At 66.6% G+C, this 25,429-nt stretch carries 25 protein-coding genes and 1 pseudogene; 15 read left to right on the top strand and 11 right to left on the bottom strand.

Annotated elements, in window-relative coordinates; translation table 11 throughout:
* Nucleotides 1–13: 13 nt before the first annotated feature.
* Nucleotides 14–1,003: an alpha/beta fold hydrolase gene (locus A5659_RS12520; protein ID WP_067181439.1), complete on the top strand. Its 990-nt coding sequence runs from the start codon at nucleotides 14–16 to the stop codon at nucleotides 1,001–1,003.
* Between the two features lie 79 nt (nucleotides 1,004–1,082).
* Here A5659_RS12520 and A5659_RS12515 read toward each other — a convergent pair whose 3' ends face one another.
* Both A5659_RS12515 and A5659_RS12510 read right to left on the bottom strand, forming a co-directional pair.
* A complete protein-coding gene (locus A5659_RS12515; RefSeq protein ID WP_066877254.1) occupies nucleotides 1,083–2,285 on the bottom strand; it encodes a cytochrome P450 in 1,203 nt (400 codons plus the stop codon).
* 15 nt (nucleotides 2,286–2,300) lie between these two features.
* Entirely contained in the window at nucleotides 2,301–2,951 is a 651-nt protein-coding gene (locus tag A5659_RS12510; RefSeq protein WP_066871397.1) for a TetR/AcrR family transcriptional regulator, read from the bottom strand.
* A 210-nt stretch (nucleotides 2,952–3,161) separates the two neighbouring features.
* Between A5659_RS12510 and A5659_RS12505 the strand changes: the two genes are divergently transcribed.
* Together A5659_RS12505 and A5659_RS12500 are read left to right on the top strand one after the other, a co-directional pair.
* A complete protein-coding gene (locus A5659_RS12505) occupies nucleotides 3,162–3,947 on the top strand; it encodes a spirocyclase AveC family protein (protein ID WP_067181437.1) in 786 nt (261 codons plus the stop codon).
* A 12-nt stretch (nucleotides 3,948–3,959) separates the two neighbouring features.
* Nucleotides 3,960–5,072, top strand: coding sequence for an ABC transporter substrate-binding protein (locus tag A5659_RS12500; protein ID WP_067181434.1), 1,113 nt, complete (start codon nucleotides 3,960–3,962; stop codon nucleotides 5,070–5,072).
* A gap of 3 nt (nucleotides 5,073–5,075) precedes the next feature.
* Here A5659_RS12500 and A5659_RS12495 read toward each other — a convergent pair whose 3' ends face one another.
* The 3 genes from A5659_RS12495 to A5659_RS12485 are packed head-to-tail and all read right to left on the bottom strand — an operon-like array spanning nucleotide 5,076 to nucleotide 8,147.
* Nucleotides 5,076–6,050 carry an LLM class flavin-dependent oxidoreductase gene (locus A5659_RS12495; protein WP_067181431.1) on the bottom strand — a complete coding sequence of 325 codons (975 nt, stop codon included), beginning with the start codon at nucleotides 6,048–6,050 and terminating at the stop codon, nucleotides 5,076–5,078.
* A 45-nt stretch (nucleotides 6,051–6,095) separates the two neighbouring features.
* Nucleotides 6,096–7,157: a dihydrodipicolinate reductase gene (locus tag A5659_RS12490; RefSeq protein WP_067181427.1), complete on the bottom strand. Its 1,062-nt coding sequence runs from the start codon at nucleotides 7,155–7,157 to the stop codon at nucleotides 6,096–6,098.
* A gap of 12 nt (nucleotides 7,158–7,169) precedes the next feature.
* Nucleotides 7,170–8,147 carry an LLM class flavin-dependent oxidoreductase gene (locus A5659_RS12485; protein ID WP_067181480.1) on the bottom strand — a complete coding sequence of 326 codons (978 nt, stop codon included), beginning with the start codon at nucleotides 8,145–8,147 and terminating at the stop codon, nucleotides 7,170–7,172.
* 241 nt (nucleotides 8,148–8,388) lie between these two features.
* Between A5659_RS12485 and A5659_RS12480 the strand changes: the two genes are divergently transcribed.
* The 4 genes and pseudogenes from A5659_RS12480 to A5659_RS28520 form a co-directional block, all read left to right on the top strand.
* Entirely contained in the window at nucleotides 8,389–9,486 is a 1,098-nt protein-coding gene (locus A5659_RS12480; RefSeq protein WP_067181424.1) for a dihydrodipicolinate reductase, read from the top strand.
* A gap of 23 nt (nucleotides 9,487–9,509) precedes the next feature.
* A complete protein-coding gene (locus tag A5659_RS12475; protein WP_067181421.1) occupies nucleotides 9,510–10,715 on the top strand; it encodes a MalY/PatB family protein in 1,206 nt (401 codons plus the stop codon).
* A 108-nt stretch (nucleotides 10,716–10,823) separates the two neighbouring features.
* Nucleotides 10,824–11,729, top strand: a complete 906-nt coding sequence (locus A5659_RS12470) for a haloalkane dehalogenase (RefSeq protein WP_066871375.1) — start codon at nucleotides 10,824–10,826, stop codon at nucleotides 11,727–11,729.
* A 120-nt stretch (nucleotides 11,730–11,849) separates the two neighbouring features.
* Nucleotides 11,850–11,975 (top strand): annotated as a pseudogene (locus A5659_RS28520) (multicopper oxidase domain-containing protein); the annotation flags it as partial.
* 48 nt (nucleotides 11,976–12,023) lie between these two features.
* Here the strand turns inward: A5659_RS28520 and A5659_RS12465 are convergent.
* Nucleotides 12,024–12,449 (bottom strand): SRPBCC family protein, encoded by a 426-nt coding sequence (locus A5659_RS12465; RefSeq protein ID WP_066871372.1) that lies wholly within the window; start codon nucleotides 12,447–12,449, stop codon nucleotides 12,024–12,026.
* Nucleotides 12,446–13,396, bottom strand: a complete 951-nt coding sequence (locus tag A5659_RS12460) for an NAD-dependent epimerase/dehydratase family protein (RefSeq protein WP_067181419.1) — start codon at nucleotides 13,394–13,396, stop codon at nucleotides 12,446–12,448. Before A5659_RS12460 ends, A5659_RS12465 begins: the two co-directional genes overlap by 4 nt.
* A gap of 107 nt (nucleotides 13,397–13,503) precedes the next feature.
* Here A5659_RS12460 and A5659_RS12455 point away from each other — a divergent pair, with 107 nt between their 5' ends.
* Complete coding sequence (locus tag A5659_RS12455; RefSeq protein WP_369829377.1) at nucleotides 13,504–14,463, top strand: GlxA family transcriptional regulator; 960 nt, start codon at nucleotides 13,504–13,506, stop codon at nucleotides 14,461–14,463.
* A gap of 31 nt (nucleotides 14,464–14,494) precedes the next feature.
* Here A5659_RS12455 and A5659_RS12450 read toward each other — a convergent pair whose 3' ends face one another.
* A complete protein-coding gene (locus tag A5659_RS12450; RefSeq protein WP_067181416.1) occupies nucleotides 14,495–15,223 on the bottom strand; it encodes a 3'(2'),5'-bisphosphate nucleotidase CysQ in 729 nt (242 codons plus the stop codon).
* A 106-nt stretch (nucleotides 15,224–15,329) separates the two neighbouring features.
* On the opposite strand from A5659_RS12450, the gene A5659_RS12445 reads away from it, so the two are divergent.
* Complete coding sequence (locus A5659_RS12445) at nucleotides 15,330–15,959, top strand: hypothetical protein (protein WP_369827512.1); 630 nt, start codon at nucleotides 15,330–15,332, stop codon at nucleotides 15,957–15,959.
* A gap of 57 nt (nucleotides 15,960–16,016) precedes the next feature.
* Here A5659_RS12445 and A5659_RS12440 read toward each other — a convergent pair whose 3' ends face one another.
* A complete protein-coding gene (locus A5659_RS12440; protein WP_066871363.1) occupies nucleotides 16,017–17,192 on the bottom strand; it encodes a thiolase family protein in 1,176 nt (391 codons plus the stop codon).
* Nucleotides 17,193–17,339: 147 nt separating this feature from the next.
* Between A5659_RS12440 and A5659_RS12435 the strand changes: the two genes are divergently transcribed.
* The 3 genes from A5659_RS12435 to A5659_RS12425 all read left to right on the top strand — a co-directional run bounded on the left by A5659_RS12435 (nucleotide 17,340) and on the right by A5659_RS12425 (nucleotide 19,882).
* Nucleotides 17,340–18,482, top strand: coding sequence for an NDMA-dependent alcohol dehydrogenase (locus A5659_RS12435; RefSeq protein WP_067181413.1), 1,143 nt, complete (start codon nucleotides 17,340–17,342; stop codon nucleotides 18,480–18,482).
* 29 nt (nucleotides 18,483–18,511) lie between these two features.
* Nucleotides 18,512–18,904 carry a hypothetical protein gene (locus A5659_RS12430; protein WP_066871357.1) on the top strand — a complete coding sequence of 131 codons (393 nt, stop codon included), beginning with the start codon at nucleotides 18,512–18,514 and terminating at the stop codon, nucleotides 18,902–18,904.
* 81 nt (nucleotides 18,905–18,985) lie between these two features.
* Nucleotides 18,986–19,882 carry a DMT family transporter gene (locus A5659_RS12425; protein ID WP_067181410.1) on the top strand — a complete coding sequence of 299 codons (897 nt, stop codon included), beginning with the start codon at nucleotides 18,986–18,988 and terminating at the stop codon, nucleotides 19,880–19,882.
* A gap of 2 nt (nucleotides 19,883–19,884) precedes the next feature.
* On the opposite strand, the gene A5659_RS12420 is transcribed toward A5659_RS12425, so the two are convergent.
* Entirely contained in the window at nucleotides 19,885–20,253 is a 369-nt protein-coding gene (locus A5659_RS12420) for a VOC family protein (RefSeq protein ID WP_067181407.1), read from the bottom strand.
* A gap of 127 nt (nucleotides 20,254–20,380) precedes the next feature.
* Here A5659_RS12420 and A5659_RS12415 point away from each other — a divergent pair, with 127 nt between their 5' ends.
* From A5659_RS12415 to A5659_RS12405, 3 genes are all read left to right on the top strand, one after another.
* A complete protein-coding gene (locus A5659_RS12415; protein WP_067181404.1) occupies nucleotides 20,381–21,133 on the top strand; it encodes a sensor domain-containing protein in 753 nt (250 codons plus the stop codon).
* A 219-nt stretch (nucleotides 21,134–21,352) separates the two neighbouring features.
* Nucleotides 21,353–22,687, top strand: a complete 1,335-nt coding sequence (locus tag A5659_RS12410) for a magnesium transporter MgtE N-terminal domain-containing protein (RefSeq protein WP_066876020.1) — start codon at nucleotides 21,353–21,355, stop codon at nucleotides 22,685–22,687.
* A gap of 80 nt (nucleotides 22,688–22,767) precedes the next feature.
* The gene (locus tag A5659_RS12405) at nucleotides 22,768–24,363 is read left to right on the top strand and encodes an NRAMP family divalent metal transporter (RefSeq protein WP_156749169.1); all 1,596 of its coding nucleotides are present in this window, start codon (nucleotides 22,768–22,770) and stop codon (nucleotides 24,361–24,363) included.
* Here the strand turns inward: A5659_RS12405 and A5659_RS12400 are convergent.
* Entirely contained in the window at nucleotides 24,338–25,375 is a 1,038-nt protein-coding gene (locus tag A5659_RS12400; protein ID WP_067181396.1) for a TIGR03617 family F420-dependent LLM class oxidoreductase, read from the bottom strand. The two genes, A5659_RS12405 and A5659_RS12400, sit on opposite strands and share 26 nt — an antisense overlap.
* Between the last annotated feature and the right edge of the window lie 54 nt (nucleotides 25,376–25,429).

Raw genomic sequence — 25,429 nt, 5'->3', positions numbered from 1 at the left:
CGATGCTGACAGCTTGGACATCTTTGCGCAGTGGCAAGACGGCGGCACCGAGCTGCGATGGCGCTCGACGACCGCGGCCAACGACGGCGCAGAGGTCGCGGTGTTCACGCGCCGGTGCGGCACCGTCGGCGCGCCCGCATTGGTGTTGGTGCACGGCTTTCCGACCAGCAGCATCGACTATTTCGCACTGGCGGGTGAACTGAGCGCGGAGTTCGACATCTACCTGCTGGACTTTCCCGGCTACGGACTTTCCGACAAACCACCCGAGCCCTACACGTACTCGCTCTACGACGACGCGCGCCTGCTCGTCCATGCGATCACGCAAGTGTGGAGACTCACCGAATACCGCATGCTGACCCATGACCGCGGTACCAGCGTCGGCATGATCGCGGTGAGCATGCTGGCCGCCCTGGACCCGTCGGCCGCACCCGTCGACCTGATCTTGACCAACGCCAACATCTACCTTCCGCTGGCCAACCTCACCGCATTCCAGACCGCGCTGCTCGACCCCGCGACCGCGCGCGCCACCGCGGCGGCGACGACGCCCGAGATGCTGGCGGCCGGCATGGGCGCGAGCACGTTCATGCCGCGACGCACGCTGGAAGACCCGGAGATCGCCGCCCTGGCGAAAAGCTTTGCGCACAATGACGGAATCCGGGTGCTGCCCGACACCATCCAGTATCTGCACGAGCGCGCCGCCGACGAAACGGGTTGGCTGGAAGCGCTTTCCACGAGCGACGTCAACACGACGGTGATTTGGGGCGTCCACGACAACGTGGCACCGTTGCGGGTCCCCAACCACGTCTGGCAGACGTATCTAAGGAACAGGCCGGGCCGCAACCGCTACTGGGTGATTCCGGGCGCCGACCACTATCTGCAGTGCGACGCACCGGGGCAACTGGCCGAGATCGTGCGCCTCACCGCCCAAGGCGACGATATTTCGTTGCAGACCTTGGGAAACCAGCCCGACGGCGCGGTCTTGGTGGACCACAGCGGCTCCTAGCTCGCCGAACGTGAAACTAACTTCACGCTCGTCGCCGAGGGTGAAACTAACTTCACACTCGGCGACGAAAAGGCCCGGACTATGGCGTGACGACGGGCAGGCGCGCCCACCCGCGCACGCTCGCGGTGTGCGCCCGCTGGGCGTTCGCGTAGTCGACTTCCCAGTCCGGCCAACGCTTCAGCACTTCCTCGAAGGCCACCCGCGCTTCCAGCCGCGCCAGCGCGGAACCCAGGCAGAAATGCAGGCCCTGCCCGAAGCTGAGATGGCTTCCGCGGCGGTGGATGTCGTAGCGATCGGCATCCGGGAAGTGGCTTTCGTCGCGGTTGGCCGACGCGTTCAGCAGCAGCATGAACGACCCCTTGGGAACCACGCGCCCATAGTGCTCGGCATCGCGCGCGACGTAACGGGCCTGCACCGGTGACGGCGGCTCGTACCGCAGCGTCTCCTCGATCGCCCCGGGGATCAGCGACGGGTCCGCAACGAGTTCGCGGCGTTGATCCGGGTGATCCGACAACAGTTGGCCCATGAAACCGATGAGGCGGGCGGTGGTTTCGTTGCCGGCACCGGCGATCATCGCGGTGTAGGACAGCACCTCCGTCCGCGACAGCGGGCGCCGCGTCCCGTCCGGCTCGTCGATCTCGGCCCGCAGCAACTCCGTCATCAGGTCGTCGGAGGGATGATCGGCCCGCCATTCGATGTATTCGGCAAACAAGGCAATGGAATTCGCGAACACATTGGCATCGACCGCGGCCGGGTCGCTATCCCTGGACAGTTCGATGTTGGCGACGCTGCGGTCGCGGATCTTTTCCTGATCGGCCTCGGGAATGCCCAAGAGATATCCGATGGTCCGCATCGGCATCATCGCACCGAGATCGGCGATGAAATCGAAACCGCCCTGTCCGACCAGCGGGTCCAGTTCGCGGACACAGAAGCCGCGCACCAGATCCTCTACGGCCAGCATGCGCCGGGGCGTGAAGACGCGAGACAGCAGTTTGCGGTGCAGATCGTGCAGCGGAGGATCTTCGAACAGCAGAATGCCCGGCGGCACTTCGATATTCGCGAACAGGATGTCGGCGGTGGTGCCGCGGCCGGACCGGTAGGTCTCCCAGTTCGGCAGTTCACGCACCACGTCGTCGTACCGGCTCAGCGCATAGAAGTTGTACTTCTCGTTGTAGTACAGCGGGGCTTCTTCGCGCATCCGCTTCCACACCGGGTACGGGTTGTCGTCGATCTCGACATCGAACGGGTCGTAGTACAACTCGACGGCGCTGGGGCTTGTCATTGTCGGATCCCTATCTCAGTCGTTGCGGTGCAAGAAGCCATGTAGGAGTGCTTGGACGAGTTCCTCAACGATCACCTCCCGCGGCGGTGGATTGTTTCCGAAGTAGGTCGAACGCAAAGCAGCCATGCCGGCGATCATCGACACGGTCGAGTGCGCCGGCAGGTCGGGGTGATCGGACCGCAATCCCCGTAATTGCATGCCCTCTACGCTGATTTGGCCCAGCACCGTGACCGCCCGGCGGATCTCGGCGATGCCGGCGTCGACCTTCTCGTCGTCGCTGAGACTGTCGGCGGCCATCAGCGTCAACAGCAAACCCTGATGTTCGACGAACACGTCGTAGAGCTTCGAGACGAACAGCCGGGTCAGCTCCTGCTCGTCGGTCTCCTCGGGAACCACCGATTGCCAGGTCTGGCCGAATTCGTCGACGAAGCTCACGAAGGGGACGACGAGCGCCTCGCGGAACAACGCGGCCTTCGAACCGAAGTTGCGGAACAGCAGGTGTTCGGTGACGCCGGCGGCCTGGGCGATCTCACGTGTCGTGGTGCTGCGATAGTCCTGGCCGGCGAAGAGCTCCCGAGCGGCGTCGAGCAGTAGCCGGCGCGGCTCGCCACGGGGGCGACGCGCCACCGTGGCCGGCGACGGGTGCTTAATTGCTCGCTGGGGCACCGATGTCCACTCCTCGAAGGGCCTTCGGGATAGTATCCACTATCTCGATAGGATAGTATCCACTACCTTAAAGCGAAACCATCGGAAGGGTGACACCATGGGCGCTGTCATCATGCTCGGCACGCTGTTCGGACTGATCGTTCTGATATTCGGCCTGGTGCTGCGCTTCGACCCCGAGGCGCGGCGCGCGCCGAGCGACGAGGGTCGCCGGTGAACACCCAGATGACGCCCGCGATGGCCGGGACCCAGTACTTTTCCTACGTCGCGAGCATCGCGTTCCTGATCACGGGGATCTACCTGAGCTACCGGCGCCGGCGCATCCACCCGCTGTTGCTTCTCGGCATTTCGGCGATCTCGTTCTCCTGGATCGAGTCACCCTACGACTGGGCGATGTATGCACAGTTTCCGCCCGCGCTGCCGCGCATGCCGTCCTGGTGGCCGTTGAACGTGACGTGGGGCGGGTTGCCGTTAGCGGTGCCGATCGGTTACGTCTCCTACTTCATCATCCCTGCGGTGACCGGGGCCGCCCTCGGACGGTGGCTGAGCGCAAAGTTCAACTGGCGCAGGCCGATTACCTTGCTCGTGGTCGGCCTGGTCGTCGGTATCTGCTGGGCATTGTTTTTCAACGCCTTCACCGGCGCGCACCTCGGCAACTTCTACTACGGGTACGTGATTCCCGGCCTCGCGATCTTCGAGGGGACCAAGCACCAGTACCCGCTTTACGACTCGCTGGCAATGGGCATCCAGATGATGCTGTTCACGTATCTGCTCGGGCGCACCGATGCGCAAGGACGCAACGTCATCGACATGTGGGCGGATAAGAGGGCGAAGAGCCGCGGCCAGTCCGCGGTGCTCTCGATCCTGGCCGTCATCGTCGTCGGACACCTGGTCTACGGCGCGGTGTTCGCGCCGCACCTCATTACGAAGCTGGGCGGCTACGTCACCGCTGGGCCGACCGAGCAGCTGTATCCCGGCGTCCCCAACCAACCCAAATAAGGCAGCGATCACATGGGTTACGAGAGCACTGCGGAGCCGATCAAAATCGGCTATTTGATGGACTTCCGCTTGCCCGAGGGCTTTCCGAAGACCTATTTCGAGGACCTGACGCAACCGTTCGATCTGGTCTTCAAGAAGGGCGTCGAGCAAGGGCTGATCGATCGAGCGATCGAGATCATCTACCGCGAGGTGGAGGGTCTACCCAAGGGATCGGTCAAAGCGGTCATCGACGCCTACGGCGAGTTGTGCGACGCGGGTTGCCTGGCGATCTTCGGGCCCAATATCGGGGACAACGCGATCCCGACCCGAGAGGCCATCGAGGAGCGCTTCAAGGTCCCCTGCATCAGCGTGACCGGGTCCGACGCCGCGCTCGGCGAGTGGTTCTTCGCCTACCCGATGGGCTCGCACACCGACGAGCCGATCTTCTGGTCCGACCTGCTCGCCAAGGGCGGTCACACCGAGGTCGGTGTGCTCGTGGAGCAGTCCCTGGTCGGCGAGGCGTATCTGAAGAACTTCCGGGATGCGTGCAGGCGCAAGAACCTTCGCATCGTGGCCGAGGCGTCGATCGCCCAGACCGCCGGGGACGTGACGGCCGCGGTCCAGGCGCTGCACGACGCGAAGGCGCAGGCGATCGTGCACTGCGGATTCGGCTTCGGGATCGTGTTCGTCAACCCGGCGCTGCAGGCGCTGGGCTGGGATCCGCCCCGGTTTTGCGGTACCGCCTTCCAGAACGCCTGGCTCAACCCCATCATGTGGAATGCGTTCATGGGTTGGACCGGGGTCGACCAGTACGACGAAGGCAACACAGTCGGGCAGAACTTCCTGGACGAGTACCACGAGGCTTACGGCCGGCGACCGGAATGGTGTGTGCCGGTGGTCAATCGGGACGTCGCGCACACGCTGCTGCGGGCGCTGGCCGACGCCCACCCGTTGAGCCCGCGCGGCGTGAAGGAGGCGCTCGAACGGGTCAAGATGATACCGGCCGCATCCGGCGCCCCGGGAACGCGGGTGTCGTTCGGTAACTGGTCGCGCCGCGCCTGGGTGGGCGCGGGTTACCTGGTGGCGCGGCGGCTCGACCCAGACGGAGTCAACTCACACCTCGTCGACCGGTTCGGCGAGGAGTAGGGGTCAGCCGAGGGCCTCGGGCAGCACGACCTCGCCCACCCGCTTCAGATACGGCCACGCGATGTCCGGCGGCAGCCCGCCGCACAATGGCGACAGGTTGAGCACCTGACCGGCCTTGACGCGCGAAATCGCTTCGGGCACAGAGATGATCACGTGCGACGTCGGTGTCTCACGCAACTCGTCGATGGTGTTGACGTGCGAAAAGCCGGCCGTCGTCTCGTCTCCGGGATTCCACGCGGCATACGTTCGCACGTCGTGCAGCAGATGCTCGCCGATCTCTTTCCATGCCTGATCGACGTCGTCTGCGACGAACACCACCGAAGGCGTGTTGCGGTCGGGAAACATCGTCGGTCCGGGCTGATGACCGTGCTCGCGGCAGGCCTCCTCGTAGGCCTCGCGCATGCCCGGCGCGTTGGCGTTGCCCAGCATGCCCAGTCCGTATCTGCCGGCCCGGCGGGCCGCCGCGACCGTTCCGCCACCCCACATCAGTCCCGGCCCGCCGGGCGTCAGCGGCCGAGGCGTCACGGTGATCGACCGCCCGTCCTCGACGATGGTTTCACCGGCGAGCAGTCGCCGCAGCAGCGCGAGTTTCTCGTCGCAGAGGCGGCCGCGCTTCTTGATCGGCACGCCGAAGTGCTCGAACTCCTCGGGCCGGTAGCCCAGGGCCAGGATGTACGACGCCCGCCCGTTGCTGATGATGTCGAGCACCGCCATGTCCTCGGCGAGGCGGACCGTTTCGTAGAACGGAAGGATCAGGATGAGGCTCAGCGCCAGGCGCTGGGTTCGCGCCGCCACCGCCGAGGCCAGCAGGAACGGTGACGGCAGGTAGCCGTCGTCGGACCCGTGATGCTCACACAGGACGGCCGCCAGACCACCGTGCTCCTCGGCCCACGCGGACATCTCGGGAGCCGCGGCGTACAGATCGGTTGGGGGCGCAGCCCATTCGGGATCGCGCATGTCGAAGCGCAGTGTGTACACGGCAAACTCCTAGGTGGCCTAATCTTGGTGATGCACGTTACACCTTCAGTCGAAGGCGTAAAGCGGCAGCGCCATGGGAATGTCCAGCGAGCTCAGCAGCCCAGGCGGCGCCTCGACGACATACGGGATCGCGTTGACCACGCGCATGGCCGTGGCCGCCATGGCGGCCCGCCCGGCCCCGTGTCCTTCGGTATCGCCCAGCGTCAGCTCGCAGTGGATGTCGGGATCTCCCTCGATGTCGACCCGATAGGTGGCGTCGCAGGCCGACGCCGGCCAGGCGGGGGCGACGTCGCGGGCCATCCGGATGACGTGCTCGATCACGATGGCCTCGCGGCCGTTGACCACCCCCGCGGCGCGCGTGCGCACCGCGCCGCAGGTGCCCGCTCTTATCGTGCCGAAGGCGACCTCGATGTCCCGGTCCGTCAGCTCACGGTCGAGCGAACCGCGTATCTCCTCCACCTCGACACCGAGTCCCGCCGCCATGAGGTAAATCGGTGCTTGCCAAGCTAATTCGATGAAGCCGGGGGTCTTGAGCATCGGCTCGAACTCGAGCGGCCGGCCAAAGCCCATCCCGTCCATCATCACGTCGGCGACCGGGTAGTGGTCGTTCAGCGCGACCTCGCTGGCCGTGATCCGGCGGATGCTCTTGGACTGCGTGGTCAACAGCAACGCGAGCTGATCGGAGGCGAAGCCGGGAAAGATGCCCGACGCGTAGAACGACGCCCGACCCGCTTTGGCCGCGCCGTCCAATTCACCGCGCCAGTTGGGCGCGAAGTAGGACGGCGGGTATACGAGGCTGGTCGACGATGTCGACACCACGTTGATGCCGGCCGACAGCAGACGCACATAGTCGGGCACCGCCGCGCCGTCGCGTTCGGGACCGCTGGCCGCATACACCACACAGTGGGGCCGGCACGCGATCAGCGCGTCGGCGTCGTCGGTGGCCAACACTCCCAGCGGCGCCCCGCCGGCCAGCTCGCCGGCGTCCTTGCCGACCTTGTCGGGCGAATGTACCCACACGCCAACCAGTTTCAGGTCGGGGCGGCGCCGGATGGCATCGATCGCGTTCGACCCGACTCCCCCCGTCGACCACACGACAACCCGCATCAGCAGCTCTCCTCACTGGTCGTGCGCCCGCGCGGCGGCGGCCACGGCGCGCTCGAGATAGGGCCAGGCCACCTCCGGTGCGACGCCGCCACACAGCGGATGCAACGGCAACAGTCGCCCGGGGCGCATGTAGTCGATCGCCTCGTCGGGGGTGAAAATGCGGTACGGGCCGCCGTCTTCGCGCAGTGCGTCGACACTGTCGGCGCGGGTGATGCTGGCGACCGAATCGTCGTCGGGGCGATAGGACGCCGCCATGAGCGCGTCGTGCAACAGGTGCGGGCCCAAGTCATCCCAGGCCTGATCGACGTCGTCGGCAACGAAAACCGTTGCGGGAAGCCCCGGCACGGGAAACTGGATGATTCCAGGTTGGTGGCCGTGGGCGCGGCATTGCTCTTCGTAGAACTCTTTCAAGCCGGGCGACTCGGTCTGGGAAATGAAGCCGAGTCCGAGGGCACCGGCGCGTCGTGCGGCGGCCTTGCTGCCGCCGGCGATGAGCACCATCGGTCCGTTGGCCGATCCACATGCCGGGGTGACGCGGACCGTGCGGCCGCAATATTCGACGGGTTCACCGCGCACCAGCGGGCCGAGCACGGCAAGGATTTCATCCGCTGCCCGGCCGCGGCCGGCCATGTCGATGCCGAAGTGGTCGTACTCCTGGATTCGGTGCCCGACCCCGAACGCATAGGACACCCGCCCCTTGCTGATCAGGTCCAACACGGCGATTTCCTCGGCCAGCCGGACGGGATCCCACAGCGGTATCGGCACCGCGGCCAGCAGGATGGCCAAGGTTTGTGTTCGGGCCGCGACCGCCGACGCCAGCAGCAACGGCACGGGAAGATGACCGTCGTCGGTGCCGTGGTGCTCGGAGAGCACCGCCAACACTGCGCCGCGCGTTTCCGACCATGCGCACATGTCGATGGCCGCGGCGTACAGATCGGCGGCCGGTGCACCCCAATGCGGGGCGCGCATGTCGAACCGAAGCGTGAACATCAGCAGGCGTCGCCCATGTGACGACATGCCAAACGCTCGTCGGGCCTCACCGATGCAGACTAACCTAAGATTTGTTCATTAAGATAGTGCCCGCTTTCTTAAACCCTTGACCGCGTCGATTCGCGGTTGTAGTTTCCAAGTCGAATGCTGGGTGACACCGGCCACCCGCCGTTGGCGTAAGGGCAACGGCCGCCCCGGCTTTCGCGTTCGCGCGGCGCGCACGCACCTGAGGAGGAACAAGATGACGGCTCATCGCGTGGTGGTGTGGGCAACAGGAGGCATCGGCTCGATCGCCATCCGCGCCATTTCGCGGCGCCCCAATCTGAACTTAGTCGGCGTGTGGGTGCACTCGCAGGACAAGGTCGGCAAGGATGCCGGTGAACTGGCCGGCGGTGAGCCGATCGGGCTGAAGGCCACCAACGACGCCGACGCGCTGATCGCGGCCAAACCCGACTGCGTCATCTATGCGGCCAGCGGGCCGGAGCGCGACGCGTTGGCCATCCCCGATTACGTCAAGCTGCTCGAAGCCGGGATCAACGTCGTGACCACGAGTACCACGCGGTTGGTCAACCCGCATGCCTACGAGCCCACCGAATGGCGCGACCAGCTGGTCGCCGCGGCCAAGCAGGGGCAGGTGTCGCTGTACGCGTCGGGAATCGAGCCGGGTTTCGCCGCTGACTATCTGCCGCTGGTGCTGTCCACGCAGTCGTCGACGATCGACAAGATCCACTCCTTCGAGATCGGCCTGTACGACGACTACGGGGTGCCCGACATCATGAGCGACGCGCTGGGTTTCGGCCGCCCGCTCGACTACCAGCCCTGGATCGGCTACCCCGGCGCCATCGCGGGCGAATGGCAGGGGCAGATCCGCCTGATCGCCGACGCGTTGGGGGTCGAGGTGCAGGAAGTCCGCGAGGGTTTCGATCGCGCGGTCACCGACCGGACGCTGGAGGTGGCGATGGGCACGGTCGAGGCCGGGACCTGCGGCGCGCTGCGGATGCAGGCGATCGGCGTGGTCGACGGCCGGGAGGCCATCGTCATCGAGCACGTGACCCGGCTGGCGCACGACGTCGCCCCCGAGTGGCCCAAAGGGATTGGCGATCTGTCCTATCGCGTGATGATTTCCGGCGATCCGGACATCGACTGCACGCTGGCGGCGACGCTGAAAGATCCCGCGAAGGCGGGCATCGGTGGGATGACGTCCGGGGCGGGCGCCATGGTCGCCACCGCGATGCGCGTCGTCAACGCCGTGCCGTATGTCGTTGCCGCCCAACCGGGATTGCTCAGTTCGGTGGACCTGCCGTTGACGATCCCGCAAAAAGCGTTTGTCGGCGGGTAGGTCACGCCGGTTACTCTGCGGGCGTGACGGTTAATCCGCTCGAGGAACTCACCCTGGCCCAGCTGCGGCTGCGCACCAGCATGAAATGGCGCGCACATCCCGCCGACGTCCTGCCGCTGTGGGTCGCCGAGATGGACGTGAAATTGGCGCCGACGGTGGCGCAGGCGCTTCGCGAGGCCATCGACGGCGGCGACACCGGATATCCCTGCGGCACCGCGCTGGCCGAAGCGGTCAGCGAATTCGCGGCGCGGCATTGGCAGTGGAACGATCTCGACGTGAGCCGCACAGCGCTGGTTCCCGACGTCATGCTCGGTGTCGTCGAGGTGTTGCGCCTGCTGACCGATCGCGGCGACGCGGTCGTCGTCAACCCGCCGGTCTACGCGCCGTTCTACGCTTTCGTCACCCACGACGGCCGTCACGTGATCGAGGCGCCGCTGCGCGATGGGCGAATTGACTTGGGCGCCTTGGAGAATGCCTGTGTTCGGGCCCGTGCGGGGGCTCCCAGCGACGCGAAGGTCGCCTATCTGTTGTGCAATCCCCACAACCCGACCGGATCGGTACACACCGCCGACGAACTGCGCGGGGTCGCCGAGCTCGCCCGGCGGTTCGGCGTGCGGGTGGTGTCCGACGAGATCCACGCGCCCGTCATCCTGCCCGGATCGCGCTTCACGCCCTTTCTCACCGTCCCCGGCGCCGAGAACGCCTTCGCTTTGACCTCGGCGTCGAAGGCTTGGAATCTGTCCGGTTTGAAAGCGGCCCTGGCCATCGCCGGACCGGAGGCGGCCGCCGACCTGGACAGGATGCCCGAGGAGGTCAGCCACGGGCCCAGCCATCTCGGCGTCATCGCCCACGCCGAGGCATTTCGCAGCGGCGCCGACTGGCTCGACGCGACGCTGCGGGGCCTCGACGAGAACCGGACATTGCTGGGCGAGCTGGTCGCCGAACACCTTCCCGGAGTGAAATACCAATGGCCGCAAGGCACCTACCTTGCGTGGCTGGATTGCCGGGAACTCGGTTTCGTCGAGGAGGCCGCCGACGGCCTTGCGGTGGTCGCCGACCTGTCCGGGCCCGCCCGCTGGTTCCTCGATCACGCGCGGGTAGCGCTCAGTTCCGGCCACGTGTTCGGAACCGGCGGAAACGGACACGTGCGATTGAACTTCGCCACCTCGCAAGTCATTCTGCGCGAGGCCCTGTCGCGCATGGGCCGGGCCTTGGCCGACGCGCGCTAGGCAATGGCGTTGTAGCCCTTTGGGCTCACCTCAATGAATCTGCTACTAGACGAACTCGCGCCGGCGAGAGAGGCTAGCAGAGGTGCCGGTTCACCGGAGGAGCTGAATATGCATGTGCTGCGAACCCCGGACTCCCGATTCGAAAACCTGGAGGACTACCCGTTCGTTGGGCACTACCTGGACGTAACCGCAAGTGACACTCGCCCGCTGCGCATGCACTACCTCGACGAGGGGACGATCGAAGGGCCGCCGATCGTGCTTTTGCACGGCGAGCCCACGTGGAGCTACCTCTACCGCACGATGATCCCTCCCCTGACCGACGCCGGGAACCGTGTGCTGGCACCCGATCTGATCGGTTTCGGCCGTTCGGACAAGCCCAGCCGGGTCGAGGACTACACCTACCAGCGGCACGTCGAATGGGTGACCTCCTGGTTCGAGCACCTCAACCTCAGGGACGTCACGTTGTTCGTGCAGGACTGGGGATCGTTGATCGGGCTGCGCATCGCCGCCGAGCAGTCCGACCGCATCGGGCGGCTGGTGGTGGCCAACGGTTTCCTGCCCACGGCGCAACGGCGCACCCCGCCCGCCTTCTATGCCTGGCGCGCCTTCGCCCGCTACTCCCCCGTGCTGCCCGCGGGCCGCATCGTCAGCGCCGGGACCGTTCGCCGGGTGCCGTCGAAGGTCCGCGCCGGGTACGACGCGCCCTTCCCCGACAAGTCGTATCAGGCCGGGGCGCGGGCGTTCCCTCGGCTGGTCCCCACCTCGCCCACCGATCCGGCGATCCCGGCCAACAGGAAGGCCTGGGATGCCCTCGGCCGCTGGGAAAAGCCGTTCCTCGCCATCTTCGGGGCCCGCGATCCGATCCTCGGGCGGGCGGACAGCGCACTGATCAAGCACATTCCCGGGGCCGCGGGCCAGCCACACGCCCGCATCAACGCCAGCCACTTCATCCAGGAGGACCGCGGGCCCGAACTGGCCGAACGCATCCAGTCTTGGCAGCAGGCCTGGCGCTGAAGCCGCCGAACCATGACCTTCGACAACCCACGGGTCGGATGGCGCTCGACGTGATCCGATCATGTCCATCTCAACCACTTTCAAGTCTTCGCGCAACAACAGACCCCCCGGCGCTTCGATCATGGTTGGAAGGACACCATCGACGTTGCACCGGCTGAAGCGGTGGAAGTGATCGTGCGGTTCACCGACTATCGCGGAACGTATCTGGTCCATTGCCACACCTCGAGCACGAGGACATGGCGATGATGGCCGACTTCGTCACGGTCTGAGTGGGTCCCGTGCGGGCAGACCGTGTCAGCTCCCAAACCGGCCGCGCATCAATGCCATTCCCTCGCTGTAGACCGAGCGCACCGCCGCTGCGGCATCGGATTCGTTGGCACCGACGGGGATGAAGGAGCCCACCCAACTCAGCGCGCACCTGTTCTCGCCGAGCGGATGCAAGGTGATGGTTGCCCGGTAATCGGCCACGGGAAACGGTCCGGTCATAATCATGGAGTAACGGGTTCGCCATTGCTCCTCGTCAATCTCGTCGAGCCGTTCGACCATGCACTCGCCATCGACCGTGACGGTGCGAAGCATCCCGATACCGGCCCCGCGGGTCCTGACCGTGCCGTCACGCGAGGCGACCAGCATCTCGACGAATCCGCCGAAATCGGCGACCAGCCTCCACACCTGGTGCACCGACGCACCCAGTTCGCAGCATTCGTGGACTTGCGTCATGATCGCGTTCCGCGAACTGTCGCGATAGGGCCGCGCCCCTGGGAAAGGCCGTCATGCAGGATCTCGTCAAGCGCAGTCGGGGTCAGGCCGAACGTGTGCGCAGTCTCCGAGGAATCCATCACGAACGGCTTTTGGAGCTGATACTGCATCTCGGGCAACTCGCGGACCACTTTGGAGCCCAACGCCGCCGCAGCCAGCAACCAGCCCGGCATGCGGCGGAGCTTGGGTGCGCCGACTCGAGCGCAGTCGGCCAATACCGTCGCCAACTGGCGCGGCGACACCGCGGGGTTGGTCGGAACGTGCCACGGTCGTCCCCAACTACGCTCGTCGGCGCCCGCAGCGACCAGAGCGCGCGCGGCATCGACGGTTCCGGTCCAGCTGTGTGGCGCATCGAGATCGGCCGGGAATAGTGCTGTTTTGCCGGCAAGCACCTTGGGCGCGACCATGATCGTGAACACCGAGATGGCGCCACGGCCGATGAAATCGCTGGCGCGGACCTCGGTTGCGCGGACCCGGCCGGCGTCATGCGCGGCCTTTGCCTGCATCCAGACTTCTGCGCGCAGTTCGCCTTTTATCGAGTTCGGTTTCAGCGGCGAGTGTTCGGTGATCGAGCCGGTCACGGGGCCGTAGCCGTACAGATTGCCCAACATCACGTAATCCGCCCCAGCCGCGATCGCGGCGTTGAGCATGCCGGAAGCGAGGGCGGGAAGGCGCGTGCGCCACAGGTGATACGGCGGGGCGGCGCAGTTGTAGAGGGTAGTGACCCCCTTGAGCGCACCCACCAACTCGTCGGTTTTCGACGCATCAACCGCGATCCGCCGGATCTGCGGATGGCTCGGACCGCTGCCGCGCCGCGTGATCAGCCGTACCTCATGGCCAGAGTCGGCGAGCAGCTCAGCGGTCGCTACACCCGCACCACCGGCTCCGACAACAACTTTCACGGACATGTTTCTCCTTCAGGGCATTGAAGTCCCACTATTCGTGCGGCCGGCTACACTGCGCTAGTGGCATAAATGCCACGCTTAGGGAGGTTCTGGCCATTCATCACATTGCGGTGGTCGCCGTCCCGCCGGTCGGTGCGTTCGAGCTATCGATCCCCGACCTGCTGTTCGGCGGCGTGCAGATCAATGGCCGCGAAGCTTACGCAGTCCGCGCCTGCACACCGGTGCCCGGACCGTTGGCCACGCGAGGTGGGTTCGACGTAATCGTCACCGGCTCACTGGAGGTGATCGGCGGCGCCGATACCGTTCTCGTTACCGGTACCGGCGCCCGCGACGAGGTCGCACCCGAACTGGTTTCGGTGTTGCAGGAGGCCGCAAGTCGCGGTGCGCGGATCGCGTCGATCTGCACCGGCGCGTTCGTCCTGGCTGCTGCGGGCTTGCTGGACGGGCGATGCGCGACGACGCACTGGCGTTACGCCGCGGAGTTGGCGCAACGCTATCCACACGTGCAAGTCCGACCCGAAGTGCTGTTCGTCGAAGACGGGCCCGTCGTAACGTCGGCCGGATTGGCCGCCGGAATCGACCTATGCCTGCACCTCATTCGCACCGATCACGGTGCGGCAGTTGCAAATACGATCGCGCGCCTGGCCGTTGTTGCACCTGTGCGCCCCGGCGGGCAAGCGCAGTTCGTCGCCGCGGCGGTCCCTACGGCGGCCCCTGCCAGCTTGAGTCAGACCCGGGCTTGGGCCCTGACAAAGATTCAGGACAAGCTCACACTCGCCGATTTGGCTGATCACGCAAAGGTCAGTATTCGCACGCTTAATCGACGCTTCCGGGATGAAACTGGACTCAGCCCACTGCAATGGCTGCTGCAGCTGCGGATCGACCGCGCACGTGAACTCTTGGAGACTACCGATCTGCCGGTCGGGGTCATCGCCCACCGCAGCGGGCTCGGTTCCATTGATTCGCTACGCGACCATTTCATTCGCAAGACCGGTCTGACCCCAAGCGCCTATCGTGCTGCTTTCACCCACTCCCCCAAGCAAACAGGTAACGTCACGTCGCCAAAGTGACCGACTAAAGCGCATTTCCCAACGTCGACGCTCAACGGGTAACCGCGAGCACCGCTTCCGCGAGTTCGGTCCGGCAGACCACCAGATCCGGCAACTTCGGATCGGGTTGGTTGTAGGCCAGGGCGGAGCCGTCGATGCGAGAGGTGTGCAATCCGGCGGCCCGTGCCACCGCCACCGGCGCGGCGGAGTCCCATTCGAACTGGCCGCCGGCGTGCACGTACACATCGGAGAGCCCTTGCACTATCGAAGCGACTTTGGCTCCCGCGGAGCCCATTTCCACCAGCACCCCGTCCAGCGCATCCTTCACGTTCAGGGCGATGGCGGGAGGGCGGGTGCGCGACACCACGATGCGCGGCTTGCCCGGTACGGCGGGAGGCGAGGCGAAGTCGGGAGTCGCCAGCGTGATGCCTTGCGCCGGCAGCGCCACGGCGCCGGCGACCAACTCACCGGCCTCCCAGAGCGCGACGTGCACGGCCCAGTCGTCGCGTCCCAGCTCGGAGAATTCCCGGGTGCCGTCCAGCGGATCGACGATCCAGACCCGGTCCGAGCGCAATCGCACCGGGTCATCGGCGCCCTCTTCGGAGAGCACGGCGTCACCGGGCCGCTCCGCGGTGAGCGCTTCCATCAGAAAATCGTGGGATCGCTTGTCCCCCGCGGCTTTCCGTTCAGCGGCTTCCGCGTGCGCGAATTCGTCTCGAACGCCGAGCAACAACCGACCGGCCTCGGTGGCCAACCGTGCGGCCAGATCATGGTCATTCATCGGCAACCCCGCGGAATCCTCAATATCTTGGTAGCGATGACCAACTTTACCCTGTCAGACGCGAAAACGGGCAGCAGTCCACCGGCAAAGTTTCACCCGTAATCTAATGAGCGTGAGCGGCAACGCCAACGTCCCATTATCGAGGCGGTTGCGGCACACCTCGCGGGGGCGACTGATCGGGGCCGGGATTGTCGCGGCCGCGGTGCTGGTCGGGGTCCTCGCCGTGGTGGGCGTGCAGCTGAGCCAGGGCCATCAGAGCGCGACGGCGCCCAGCACCCAGCCGCCGCCAGCGCCGGAGAGCTTCGCCATCCCGGGCTGCTATAACCCTTCCGTTCCCCCGGTCGCGCGCCCGAAGAAACTCAACGTTCTGGGCTGCGCCAGTGTGGCCGTTGCGCTGCAGGACATGTCGTGGACGTCCTGGGGACCGCAGGGCGCCGACGGGACCGGCACGGCGGTGTTCAAGCTCTGCGACCCGAATTGCGCAACGGGGTCTCAGCTGACCGAACCGGTCGTCGTGCACGCCTGGAATCCGCAGCCGCCGCGCCGCGAGGCGATCTGCCAGTCCGGCTTGGAGATTTACGCCGACATGATCCTGGCTTTCCCCAAGGGCGTTCCACCACCGACCGTGCAGAAGATGAACACCCAGTACAACGGCGAGCCGGCCGTGCACTTCGCCAATTACTCGAGCGGCGACACGCGCGGCACCCAATTCATCGGCTACACGTTCTGCAATTAGCCGCTGACGGCTCAGATCGATGGGTGGCGACCAGCTTCGCTGACCTCGCGATCGCCGCTAGACCTCGATGACGACCGCGCCGCCCTGGCCGCCGCCGGCGCACATCGCCGCGACGCCGATGCCGCCGCCGCGGCGGGCCAGCTCGTAGGCCAACGTGGTCACCATGCGCGCACCCGAGGCCGCGATCGGGTGGCCGAGGCTGCAGCCGCTACCGGAGAAGTTCACCTTCTCCTCGTCGAGGCCGTATTCGCGGCAGGCCGCGATCGGGACGGAAGCGAACGCCTCGTTGATCTCCCACAGGGCGACGTCGCCCGGCGACAGGCCGGCCCGCTGCAGCGCCTTCCCGATGACCTTCACCGCACCCAGGCCGCAGTCCCGGGGTGCCACGCCCGCGGCGGCCCAGGCCTTGACGGTGCCCATCACGTTGAGCTTGTTGGCTTTGGCGTAGTCGCTGTCGACCAGCGCGACGGCCGCGGCGGCATCATTGGTGCCGCTGCTGTTGCCCGCCGTGATCGAGAAGCCCTCGATCTCGGGGTGCAGCACCTTCAGGCCGGCGAGCTTCTCGATGGTGGTGTCGCGGCGCGGGTGCTCGTCGACGGCGAACTCGGTGACCGAGCCATCGAACTGGGTGATCTTCAGCGGCAGGATCTCGTCGGCGAACTTGCCGGCGTCCTGGGCGGCAACGGCGCGCTGATGCGAGCGGGCCGCCCAGGCGTCCATCTCCTCGCGCGTGATGCCGACCGCCTGCGCGGTGTTCCAGCCGACCGTGATGGACATGTCCTTGGCGGGCGCGTCGGGCGTCTCCACGTGCGTAGGAGGCATCCAGCGCTCCTCGAACTTCAGCTCGGGGCCGGGGATCCGCCAGTTGGTCAGCGGCGTCATCGACAGCGACTGCACCCCGCCGGCGATGAGCGCCCGTTCCATGCCCGAGCCGATCTGCGCCGCGGCGTTGCCGATGGCGGTGAGGCTGCCCGCGCAGTGCCGGTTGACCGATTGCCCGGGAACGTGGTCTAGGCCCGTCGCGGTCGCCGCGTAACGGGCGAGATCGCCACCGCCGTAATGGGATTCGGCGAAGATGATGTCGTCGATGTCGGCGGGATCGACGCCCGATCTGCGGACCACCTCGGGCAGCACGGCGGTGATCAGGGTCTCGGGCGGGGTGTTGACCAGCGTCCCCTTGAACGATCGGCCGATAGCGGTCCGGACGGCTCCGACAATGACGGGTGTTCCCATGTTCTCAACCTCGTTGTTGTGGGCGGTCAGACGCCGCGAATCGTATCAAATACTGTATAGACAATAGTAATGGTCTAAGTTCAGTGGGCCGGGCTCGTGTGACGGCGCTAACAATTAAGCGGTTCGGGTAAAAACGGAGGCCAACCGTTGAAGACCAAAGGTGCGCTGGTCTGGGAACTGAACGAGCCATGGTCGGTAGAGGAGATCGAAATCGGCGATCCCCGCCGCGGCGAGGTGACCGTCCAGTTGGAAACGGCCGGTCTGTGCCACTCCGACCACCATCTGATGACGGGCGACTTCCCGATCCCGAGCTATCCGGTGCTCGGGGGCCACGAGGGCGCCGGCATCATCACCGGGATCGGCGAGGGCGTCGAACACCTGGCCGTGGGCGACCACGTCGTCATGTCGTTCATCCCGTCGTGTGGGAAGTGCACGCCGTGCCAGACCGGACTGCGCAACCTCTGTGACCTCGGCATGGGCCTGCTGTCGGGACAGTCGGTCTCCGACGGATCGTTTCGTGTCACAGTGGCCAGAGGCCACCAAGTCGTCCCAGTCATCCCGATGTCGTTGCTGGGCACCTTCGCGCCGTACGTGGTGGTGCATCAGACGTCGGTGGTCAAGATCGATCCGACGATCCCGTTCGACGTGGCCTGCCTGGTGGGCTGCGGGGTGACCACCGGCTACGGCTCGGCGGTGCGCAGCGCGGCGGTCTCGCCGGGCGAGGACGTCGCGGTCATCGGCATCGGCGGCGTCGGCGTCGCCGCGCTGCAGGGCGCCCGCATCGCCGGGGCCCGGCGCATATTCGCCGTCGACCCTTACGAGTGGAAGCGCGAACAGGCGCTCAAGTTCGGGGCCACCGCGGCGTTCGCGGACGTGGGTAGCGCCGCGGCCAGCATCGCCGAGGCCACGCGAGGCCTGATGTGCCACAAGGTGATCGTCACCGTGGGCCACGTGGAGGGCAAAGACGTCGAGTCGTGGATGGGGCTGACGGCCAAGGGTGGGGTGTGCTGCCTCACCGGCATGGCCAGCGTGCTGGCCAACGATGTCACGCTCAACCTCGCCGGACTCTCGCTGCTGCAGAAAAGCTTGCAGGGCAGCATCTTTGGTGGCGGAAACCCGCAGTACGACATCCCCGCGATTCTCGAGCTCTATAAACTGGGGCAGCTCAATCTCGACGACATGGTGACGCGGGAATACACCCTCGAGCAGATCAACGACGGCTATCGCGACATGCTCGAGGGCCGCAACATCCGTGGCGTCATCCGCTTCACCGACGCCGACCGCGCGTAAGCCACCGCCGCTATGGGCACAATGGCTCCATGACAACCCTCCCCCACGCCGGCCGCGACGCCACCCAGCAACTCGCCTACCGTGTCGCGGCGATGCTGCTCGGCATCGGCACCCTGCACTTCGTCGCGCCCAAACCCTTCGACTCCATCATTCCGGTCGAGCTGCCGGGTAGCCCGCGGCTCTATACCTACGCGTCGGGTGTGGCCGAGCTGGCGATCGGGGCGCTGCTGGTGCCGCGGAGCACCCGGCGGTCCGCAGCGCTGGCCGCCGTGGCGTTGTTCGTCGGGGTCTTTCCGGGCAACGTCAACATGTGCCGGCTGTGGTGGGGCAAGCCGTGGCCGATGCGCCTGGTCGCCCTGGCCCGGCTGCCGATGCAGATTCCGATGATCACCACCGCGCTCAAGATCCGGCGCGACAGCTGACGCACCGCGTAGGCCAGCCCTGCATGCGAATTTTATTGGGCGACAAGTGGGATGGCCCGCCATAGTGGTTAGGAGGCCGGCGTGAGCAAGACGGGCATCGCGGCATTGCTCGCGGTCGCGGCCGCCCTGATGGTCGGCGCCGGGGATGTCGTCCAGCAGCGCTCCGCACAGCAAGTCACCGACAAACCGGTCGGCACCGTCGCCCTGTTTCGCCGGCTGCTGCGCGACAGGCAGTGGTGGACGGGCAGCCTGGTGGCCGCGGCCGGGTTCGGCTTCCAGGCCGCCGCCCTGGGCCTGGGTTCGGTGGTGCTGGTGCAGGCGCTGTTGGTGACCTCGCTGTTGTTCGCGTTGCTCATCAGCGCACGGGTGGCACATCGCCGAATCACACGGCGGCAAGGGATTTGGGCGGTTCTGCTCGCCGTCGCCGTCGCGGTGGTGGTGACGGTCGGCGACCCTCAGCAGGGCACCCCGCGCGGGTCGGTTCACACGTGGAGCGTCGTGGCGTTGGTCATGGGTCCGGCGCTGGCCCTGTGCGTAATCGGCGCGCGCGTGTTCCCGGGTTCGGTCGGGGCACTGTTGCTGGGCCTGATGTCCGGCTCACTGTGGGGGCTGTTTTCGGTGTTGACCAAGGGCGTGGTCGACCAGCTCGACCGCGGTATCCCGGCGCTGTTGCGGACGCCCGAGTTGTACGCGTGGGTGGTGCTGGCGATCGCCGCCACCGCCTGGGAGCAGTCGGCGTTTCGGGCCGGCCCGCTCACCGCGTCGCTGCCGGCGGTCACCGTCGCCGAGCCGATCGTCGGATCGGCGCTGGGTGTCACCGTGCTGGGTGAGACGCTGCGCACCAACGACATCGGCTGGGTGGCCTTGGGTTTATCGGTTGCGCTGATGGGGGCAGCGACCGTGGCGCTGGCCCGCAGCCAGGCCAGCTACACCCCGTCCCCTGGCGAAACGCCCTCTCGCGCAACAGAATCAACCTGAGGTCAGCTCAGGGGTGAACCGACCCGGTGCGCGGTGCCGTCGGGATCGACGTAGGCGAATTCGCGCAGGCCGTACGGTGTGTCCTGCGGGGCGATCAGGCGACCGCCCAGGTTCTCCAGTGCCGCCCACTGCGCGTAAAGGGCATCGGCGTCGCTGACGTAGAAGTACACGCTGGCGGCGGTGCGCAAGGGGTCGTGCTCGGCCCACTCGGTCAGGTGGATCGACACCGACCCGCGATCGGCGAATCCGTACCGGTCCGGGCCCTTGTACGCGCGGACGTCGAAACCGAGCCGGCGGTACCGGTCGAGCGCGACGTCCAGGTCTCGGACGGGGACGATTGGCGATACCGAGGTGAAGTCAACTGCGGACATTCAGCGAACATAGCCTCTGACGCCGACTTCGCGCGCAACGACCGTCGGTGCCGTAATAGCCTGCACGCGAGCGCATATGCGGCAAATCCCCATGCGACGCCGCCCCGCTGTCGTAGGCTCCATGCGCATGAGGAGCCAGCTGACCGCTACAGTTGCCATTGCCGCCGCCGCAATACTGATCGCCGGGTGCGGTGGCGACAACGCCGGAGGCGCCGCTTCGTCGTCGACCGCCACCACGACGGCCGCGCCGAAGACTCCCCTGGCGCGGGCCGGACTGCCCGACCTGATGCTCTCGCCGAACGATATCGGTACCGTGCTGGGCGTCACCGGGACGACGAGCGACCCACCGGTCACCAAGTTGGTGGAAGACCCGGCGCAGCGCTCGGACTACACGTTTCCCGCCGAATGCCGATACAGCACTCACGCGGCGTTGGCGTCGGTCTACGCCGACAGCGGAAGCACCGCGGTGTACGGCTACCACGACCAGGCGCCGGCTCCCGCGGGGGCCGACCAGCTGGAAAGCCCTGACGTATACCAATTTGTGGTGCTGTTTGCGTCGCCCGAGCAGGCGAGCGCGTTCTTCACGACGTCGACTCAGCGCTGGCCCGCCTGCGCCAACCGCCAGGACACCGTTCCGGCCGCGGACGGTAAGCCGGAACTTCAGTGGAAGGTGGGCCAGGTGTCCAACGCCAACGGAGTGTTGAGCGCTCCGGTGACCATCACCATCACCTCGAACGGCAACAGCGTGACCATGCCCTGCCAGCGGGCGCTGACCGTTCGCAACAACGTCGTCATCGACGTCGACGCGTGCCGCAAGGACGTCGGGGACGCGGGCGTCAGCATCGCCAATCAGATCGCGGCAAAAGTCGACAAGCAATAGCCGCCAGTAAGGGTCGCCGAATCCGAATGGCCTTCTGCTGTTTACCTATTGGCGGTAGTAGCCCGCGATGACGAGGGCGTACGCTCTGGCGGCCGAGTCGGTCACCCGATGATGCTTGCGCGCCAGTGATCCGATCTGAAGCCGTACATGGCACCGCACTACGTAGTTTCCGAGGTAGGTTGTCCGCGGGTTAGGTCGTACCGCCTTGAGGAGGGATACGTGGGCACATCGGAAAAGGCATCCAAGCCACGCGCCGGGCAGCCAGTCATCCACCTCTCTCAGCTGTTGCGCGCCCCCGTGCTGGCCCGCTCCGGGGAAACGGTGGGCCGGGTCGAGGACGTGATCGTGCGGCTGCGGGGAGCCGAGGAGTATCCGCTGGTGGCGGGGATCGTGGCCGGGGTCGGCGGGCGCCGCGTCTTCATCGGTGACAAATCCATCGACGCATACTCCACGGATCGAGTTCTGTTGACCAAGAACAAGGTTGACCTTCGCGGGTTCGAACGCCGCGAGGGTGAGGTGCTGTTGCGCACCGATGTGTTGGGCCACCGGCTGATCGACGTGGCCACCGTCGAGTTGGTGCGTGCCTACGACATCGAGCTGGAGCAGGCCGGCCAGGGCTGGATGGTCACCCGCCTGGACACCCGCCGTCCGCCGCGGTTGTTCGGGCTGATCAAGCACTCGGGCGGGCACGCGTCTCGCGATTGGAAGGCGTTCGAGCCGCTGATCGGCCACGCACGCTCGGATGCCGTGCGGCGACTGTCGGACCGGTTCGGCGACCTCAAGGCCGCCGAGATCGCCGATCTTCTCGAGGAAGCGGACAAGGCCGAGGGCGGCGAGATCCTCGATCGGGTGCACAGCGACCCGGAGCTGGAGGCAGACGTCTTCGAGGAGCTGGATCCGGAAAAGGCCAGTCGGCTGCTCGACGGCATGCCGGACAACGAGGTCGCCGCGCTGCTGGGCCGGATGCGCGCCGACGATGCCGCCGACGCGATCGCCGACCTGCGCCAGTCGCGGCGCCGGCGTGTGCTCGAGTTGATGCCCGGCCCGCAGCGCACCAAGGTCATCACGCTGATGGGGTTCAACCCCGAAAGCGCGGGCGGGCTGATGAATGTCGACTCGGTGACCTGTTCGGCCACCGCCACCGCGGGCGAGGCGTTGGCGTTGATCGCCGCGTCACGCAGCATCCAACCGGAAGCGCTCATCAAGGTGCATGTGCTCGATGAGGACAAACGACTCGACGGTGTCGTCTCGGTCATCAACCTGTTGCAGGTCGATCCCGCCGAATCCCTTGCGGCCCTGATGGATTCCGATCCGGTGCGGGTCGACGCCGACGCCGACCTGACCGACATCGCGCTGCTGATGGCGGATTTCAATCTCTACTCCATCCCCGTAGTCGACGAGCAGGATCGGCTGCTCGGGGTGGTGACCGTTGACGACGTGCTGGAGGCGACCATCCCCGAAGACTGGCGCCGCCGCGAGCCCGCGCCGCGCCCGATCCGCGAGACCACCGCCGACGACCGTGACACGCCGCCGAGGGGAGGAAGCGCGCAGTGAGCTCCGGCGAACAGGACGCCACCCGGGCCGACGCGCAGGCAGCGCAACGCCCCGAGCCCGCGCATGCCCGGCGCACCGCGGTGCTGGACAGCGCGCATCTGGGTGACATCGAGGGGGCGTTCGGGCGCATCAGCGTGGGGGAAACCGAGCACGCCCGCACCTGGAAAACGCGGCTGCTGACCCTGCTCGCGATCGTCGGGCCCGGAATCATCGTGATGGTCGGCGACAACGACGCGGGCGGGGTGGCCACCTACGCCCAGGCCGGCCAGGACTACGGCTACTCACTGCTGTGGGTATTGCTGCTGCTGATCCCCGTGCTCATCGTCAACCAGGAAATGGTGGTCCGGCTCGGCGCGGTCACCGGGGTCGGGCACGCCCGGCTGATCAACGAACGCTTCGGCCGCGGCTGGGGCTGGTTTTCCGTCGGCGACCTGTTCTTGCTCAACTTCCTGACGATCGTCACCGAGTTCATCGGCATCAGCCTGGCCGCCGAGTACATCGGCGTCTCCAAATACGTTGTGGTCCCGATCTCGGCGGTGGCGTTGGTGGCGATCATGGCCAGCGGCAGCTTCCGTCGATGGGAGCGGGCCATGTTCATTTTCATCGCGGTCACGCTGCTGCAGATCCCGATGCTGCTGATGTCACATCCGCAGTGGGGACAGGCGGCGAAGTCGTTTGTCGTGCCCGGCATTGCGGGCGGAATCAGCTCGGATGCCGTGCTGCTGATCATCGCCATCGTCGGCACCACCGTGGCGCCGTGGCAGCTGTTCTTTCAGCAGTCCAACGTCGTCGACAAGCGCATCACGCCCCGGTTCATGGGCTACGAACGCGCGGACACCGTGCTGGGCGCCTTCGTGGTGGTGGTCGGCGCCGCCGCTCTGATGATGACCGGCGAGTGGGCGGCCCGCTCTACCAACACCTTTGGCGGTTTCACCGACGCCGGTGCGACGGCGCATCTGCTGGGCGAGCACCGCCCGGTCCTCGGGTCGATCTTTGCCATCGTGCTGATGGACGCCTCGATCATCGGGGCCGCCGCGGTGACCCTGGCCACCAGCTATGCCTTCGGCGACGTGTTCGGGCTGAAGCACTCGCTGCACCGCGGCTTCGCCGATGCCAAGCAGTTCTACCTGTCCTATACCGCGATGGTGGTCCTGGCCGCGGCCATCGTGCTGATTCCGGGTGCCCCGCTCGGGTTGATCACCACCGCCGTCCAGGCCCTCGCGGGCTTGCTGCTGCCCAGCGCCAGCGTGTTTCTGCTGTTGTTGTGCAATGACCGAGAAGTGTTGGGGCCGTGGGTCAATCGCGCTTGGCTGAACTGGGTCGCCGGGCTGATCGTCGGCGTTCTGCTGCTGTTGTCCGGAATCCTGATGGCCACCACGCTGTTTCCCGGCCTCGATGTCGTCGCCGTCGCGGGCTATCTGACCCTTGGGCTGGTCATCCTCGCGGCGGCCGCGGCACCGGTGCTGCGCTGGCTGGCCCGCCGTCAGCCCGCACGGCCCCGGCCACAACTTCCGGGCCGCGGCGTCGATCGCAACACCTGGCGCATGCCGCCGCTGGCCCTGCTCGAACCTGTCACCTGGTCCCCCGGAACCCGGCTTGCGATGATCGCCCTGCGGGCCTATCTGGTCGTCGGGGCGTTGCTTCTGGTGGTCAAAGCGATCCAGCTCGGTCGCTGACCGCTTGGATCCGGCGGGCCACCTCGCCGTAGCGCTCGAAGCGCTCCTGGTCAGCGACGGAGTTGTACATCACCAATCGCGTTGCGGTTCCTGCGTACTTCGCCGTCAACGCGTCGGCCAACCCGTCCCAGGTCGACTCGGTGGCGAAGACAGCGATGTGATCATCGCTGACCTGGGCCGCCATGCCGGCGAAGTCGCCGGCCTTCTGCTTTTCCCGGATTCGGGCGGTCGTGCCCTCGAAACCCGCCTCGTCCCAGATGAATGCGTAGTTGGGCGTGCTTCCGTAGAAGGCCATGCTGGCGCGCACGACTTCGCGCTGCCGGTCCCGCTCCTCGTCGGTATCCCCGACGATCGTCATGACGGGCACGATGATCGCGATGTCCGACGGTGAACGGCCCGCTTTCTGCGCGCCTTCGCCGACCGTCGGCAGAACGTGGCGGGCCAGGTAACCCGGTTCGCCGATCGGGTGGACGTGCACCCCGTCGGCCACTTCTCCCGCCATCCGCAGCATCCACGGATTGACCGCTGCGATATCGACTTTGGGGTCGGGAGCGTCGATGGGCCCCGGGCTCCACTGCGGGGTGATGAAGTCGAGATCGTAGAAGTCGCCGTGGTGGTCGAGCCTCCCGGAACGAAACGCCTTGAAACACGCCTTGACGGCCAGCAGGTAGTCGCGCAGCCGGGGCCCGGGCCGTTCGAAGGCGGTGCCATAGCGCCGCACCACGTGGGTGCGCACCTGCGTTCCGAGGCCCAGCCGGAACCGTCCCTTGGTGGCTTCCTGCAGTTCCCAGGCCGCGGCGGCGGTCACGAAGGGACTGCGCGGGAAGGCCACCGCGACGCCCGTCGACAACTCCAGGTCCGGCGCGGCCTGCGACGCCACGGCGGCGTTCAGGTACGCGGTGCGGCCCGTCTCGGTGAACAACAAACCGGAGAACCCGACGGCTTGGGTCCGCCGGGCGAGCTCACCGATTTGGCCGAGCGGCTGGGGAATCGTCATCGCGTCGACGTGCATGGTGGGAGCGTACGTCGCGCCGCGGGCCGCCCCGCGCGGGCTCGGCAGCCTCGG

It is taken from the genome of Mycobacterium sp. 1165196.3 (assembly GCF_001673415.1).
GTDB classification, from domain to species: Bacteria; Actinomycetota; Actinomycetes; order Mycobacteriales; family Mycobacteriaceae; genus Mycobacterium; species Mycobacterium europaeum_A.
The sequence above is the reverse complement of the archived record's forward strand: the minus strand, read 5'-3'. Positions and strand labels throughout refer to the sequence as shown.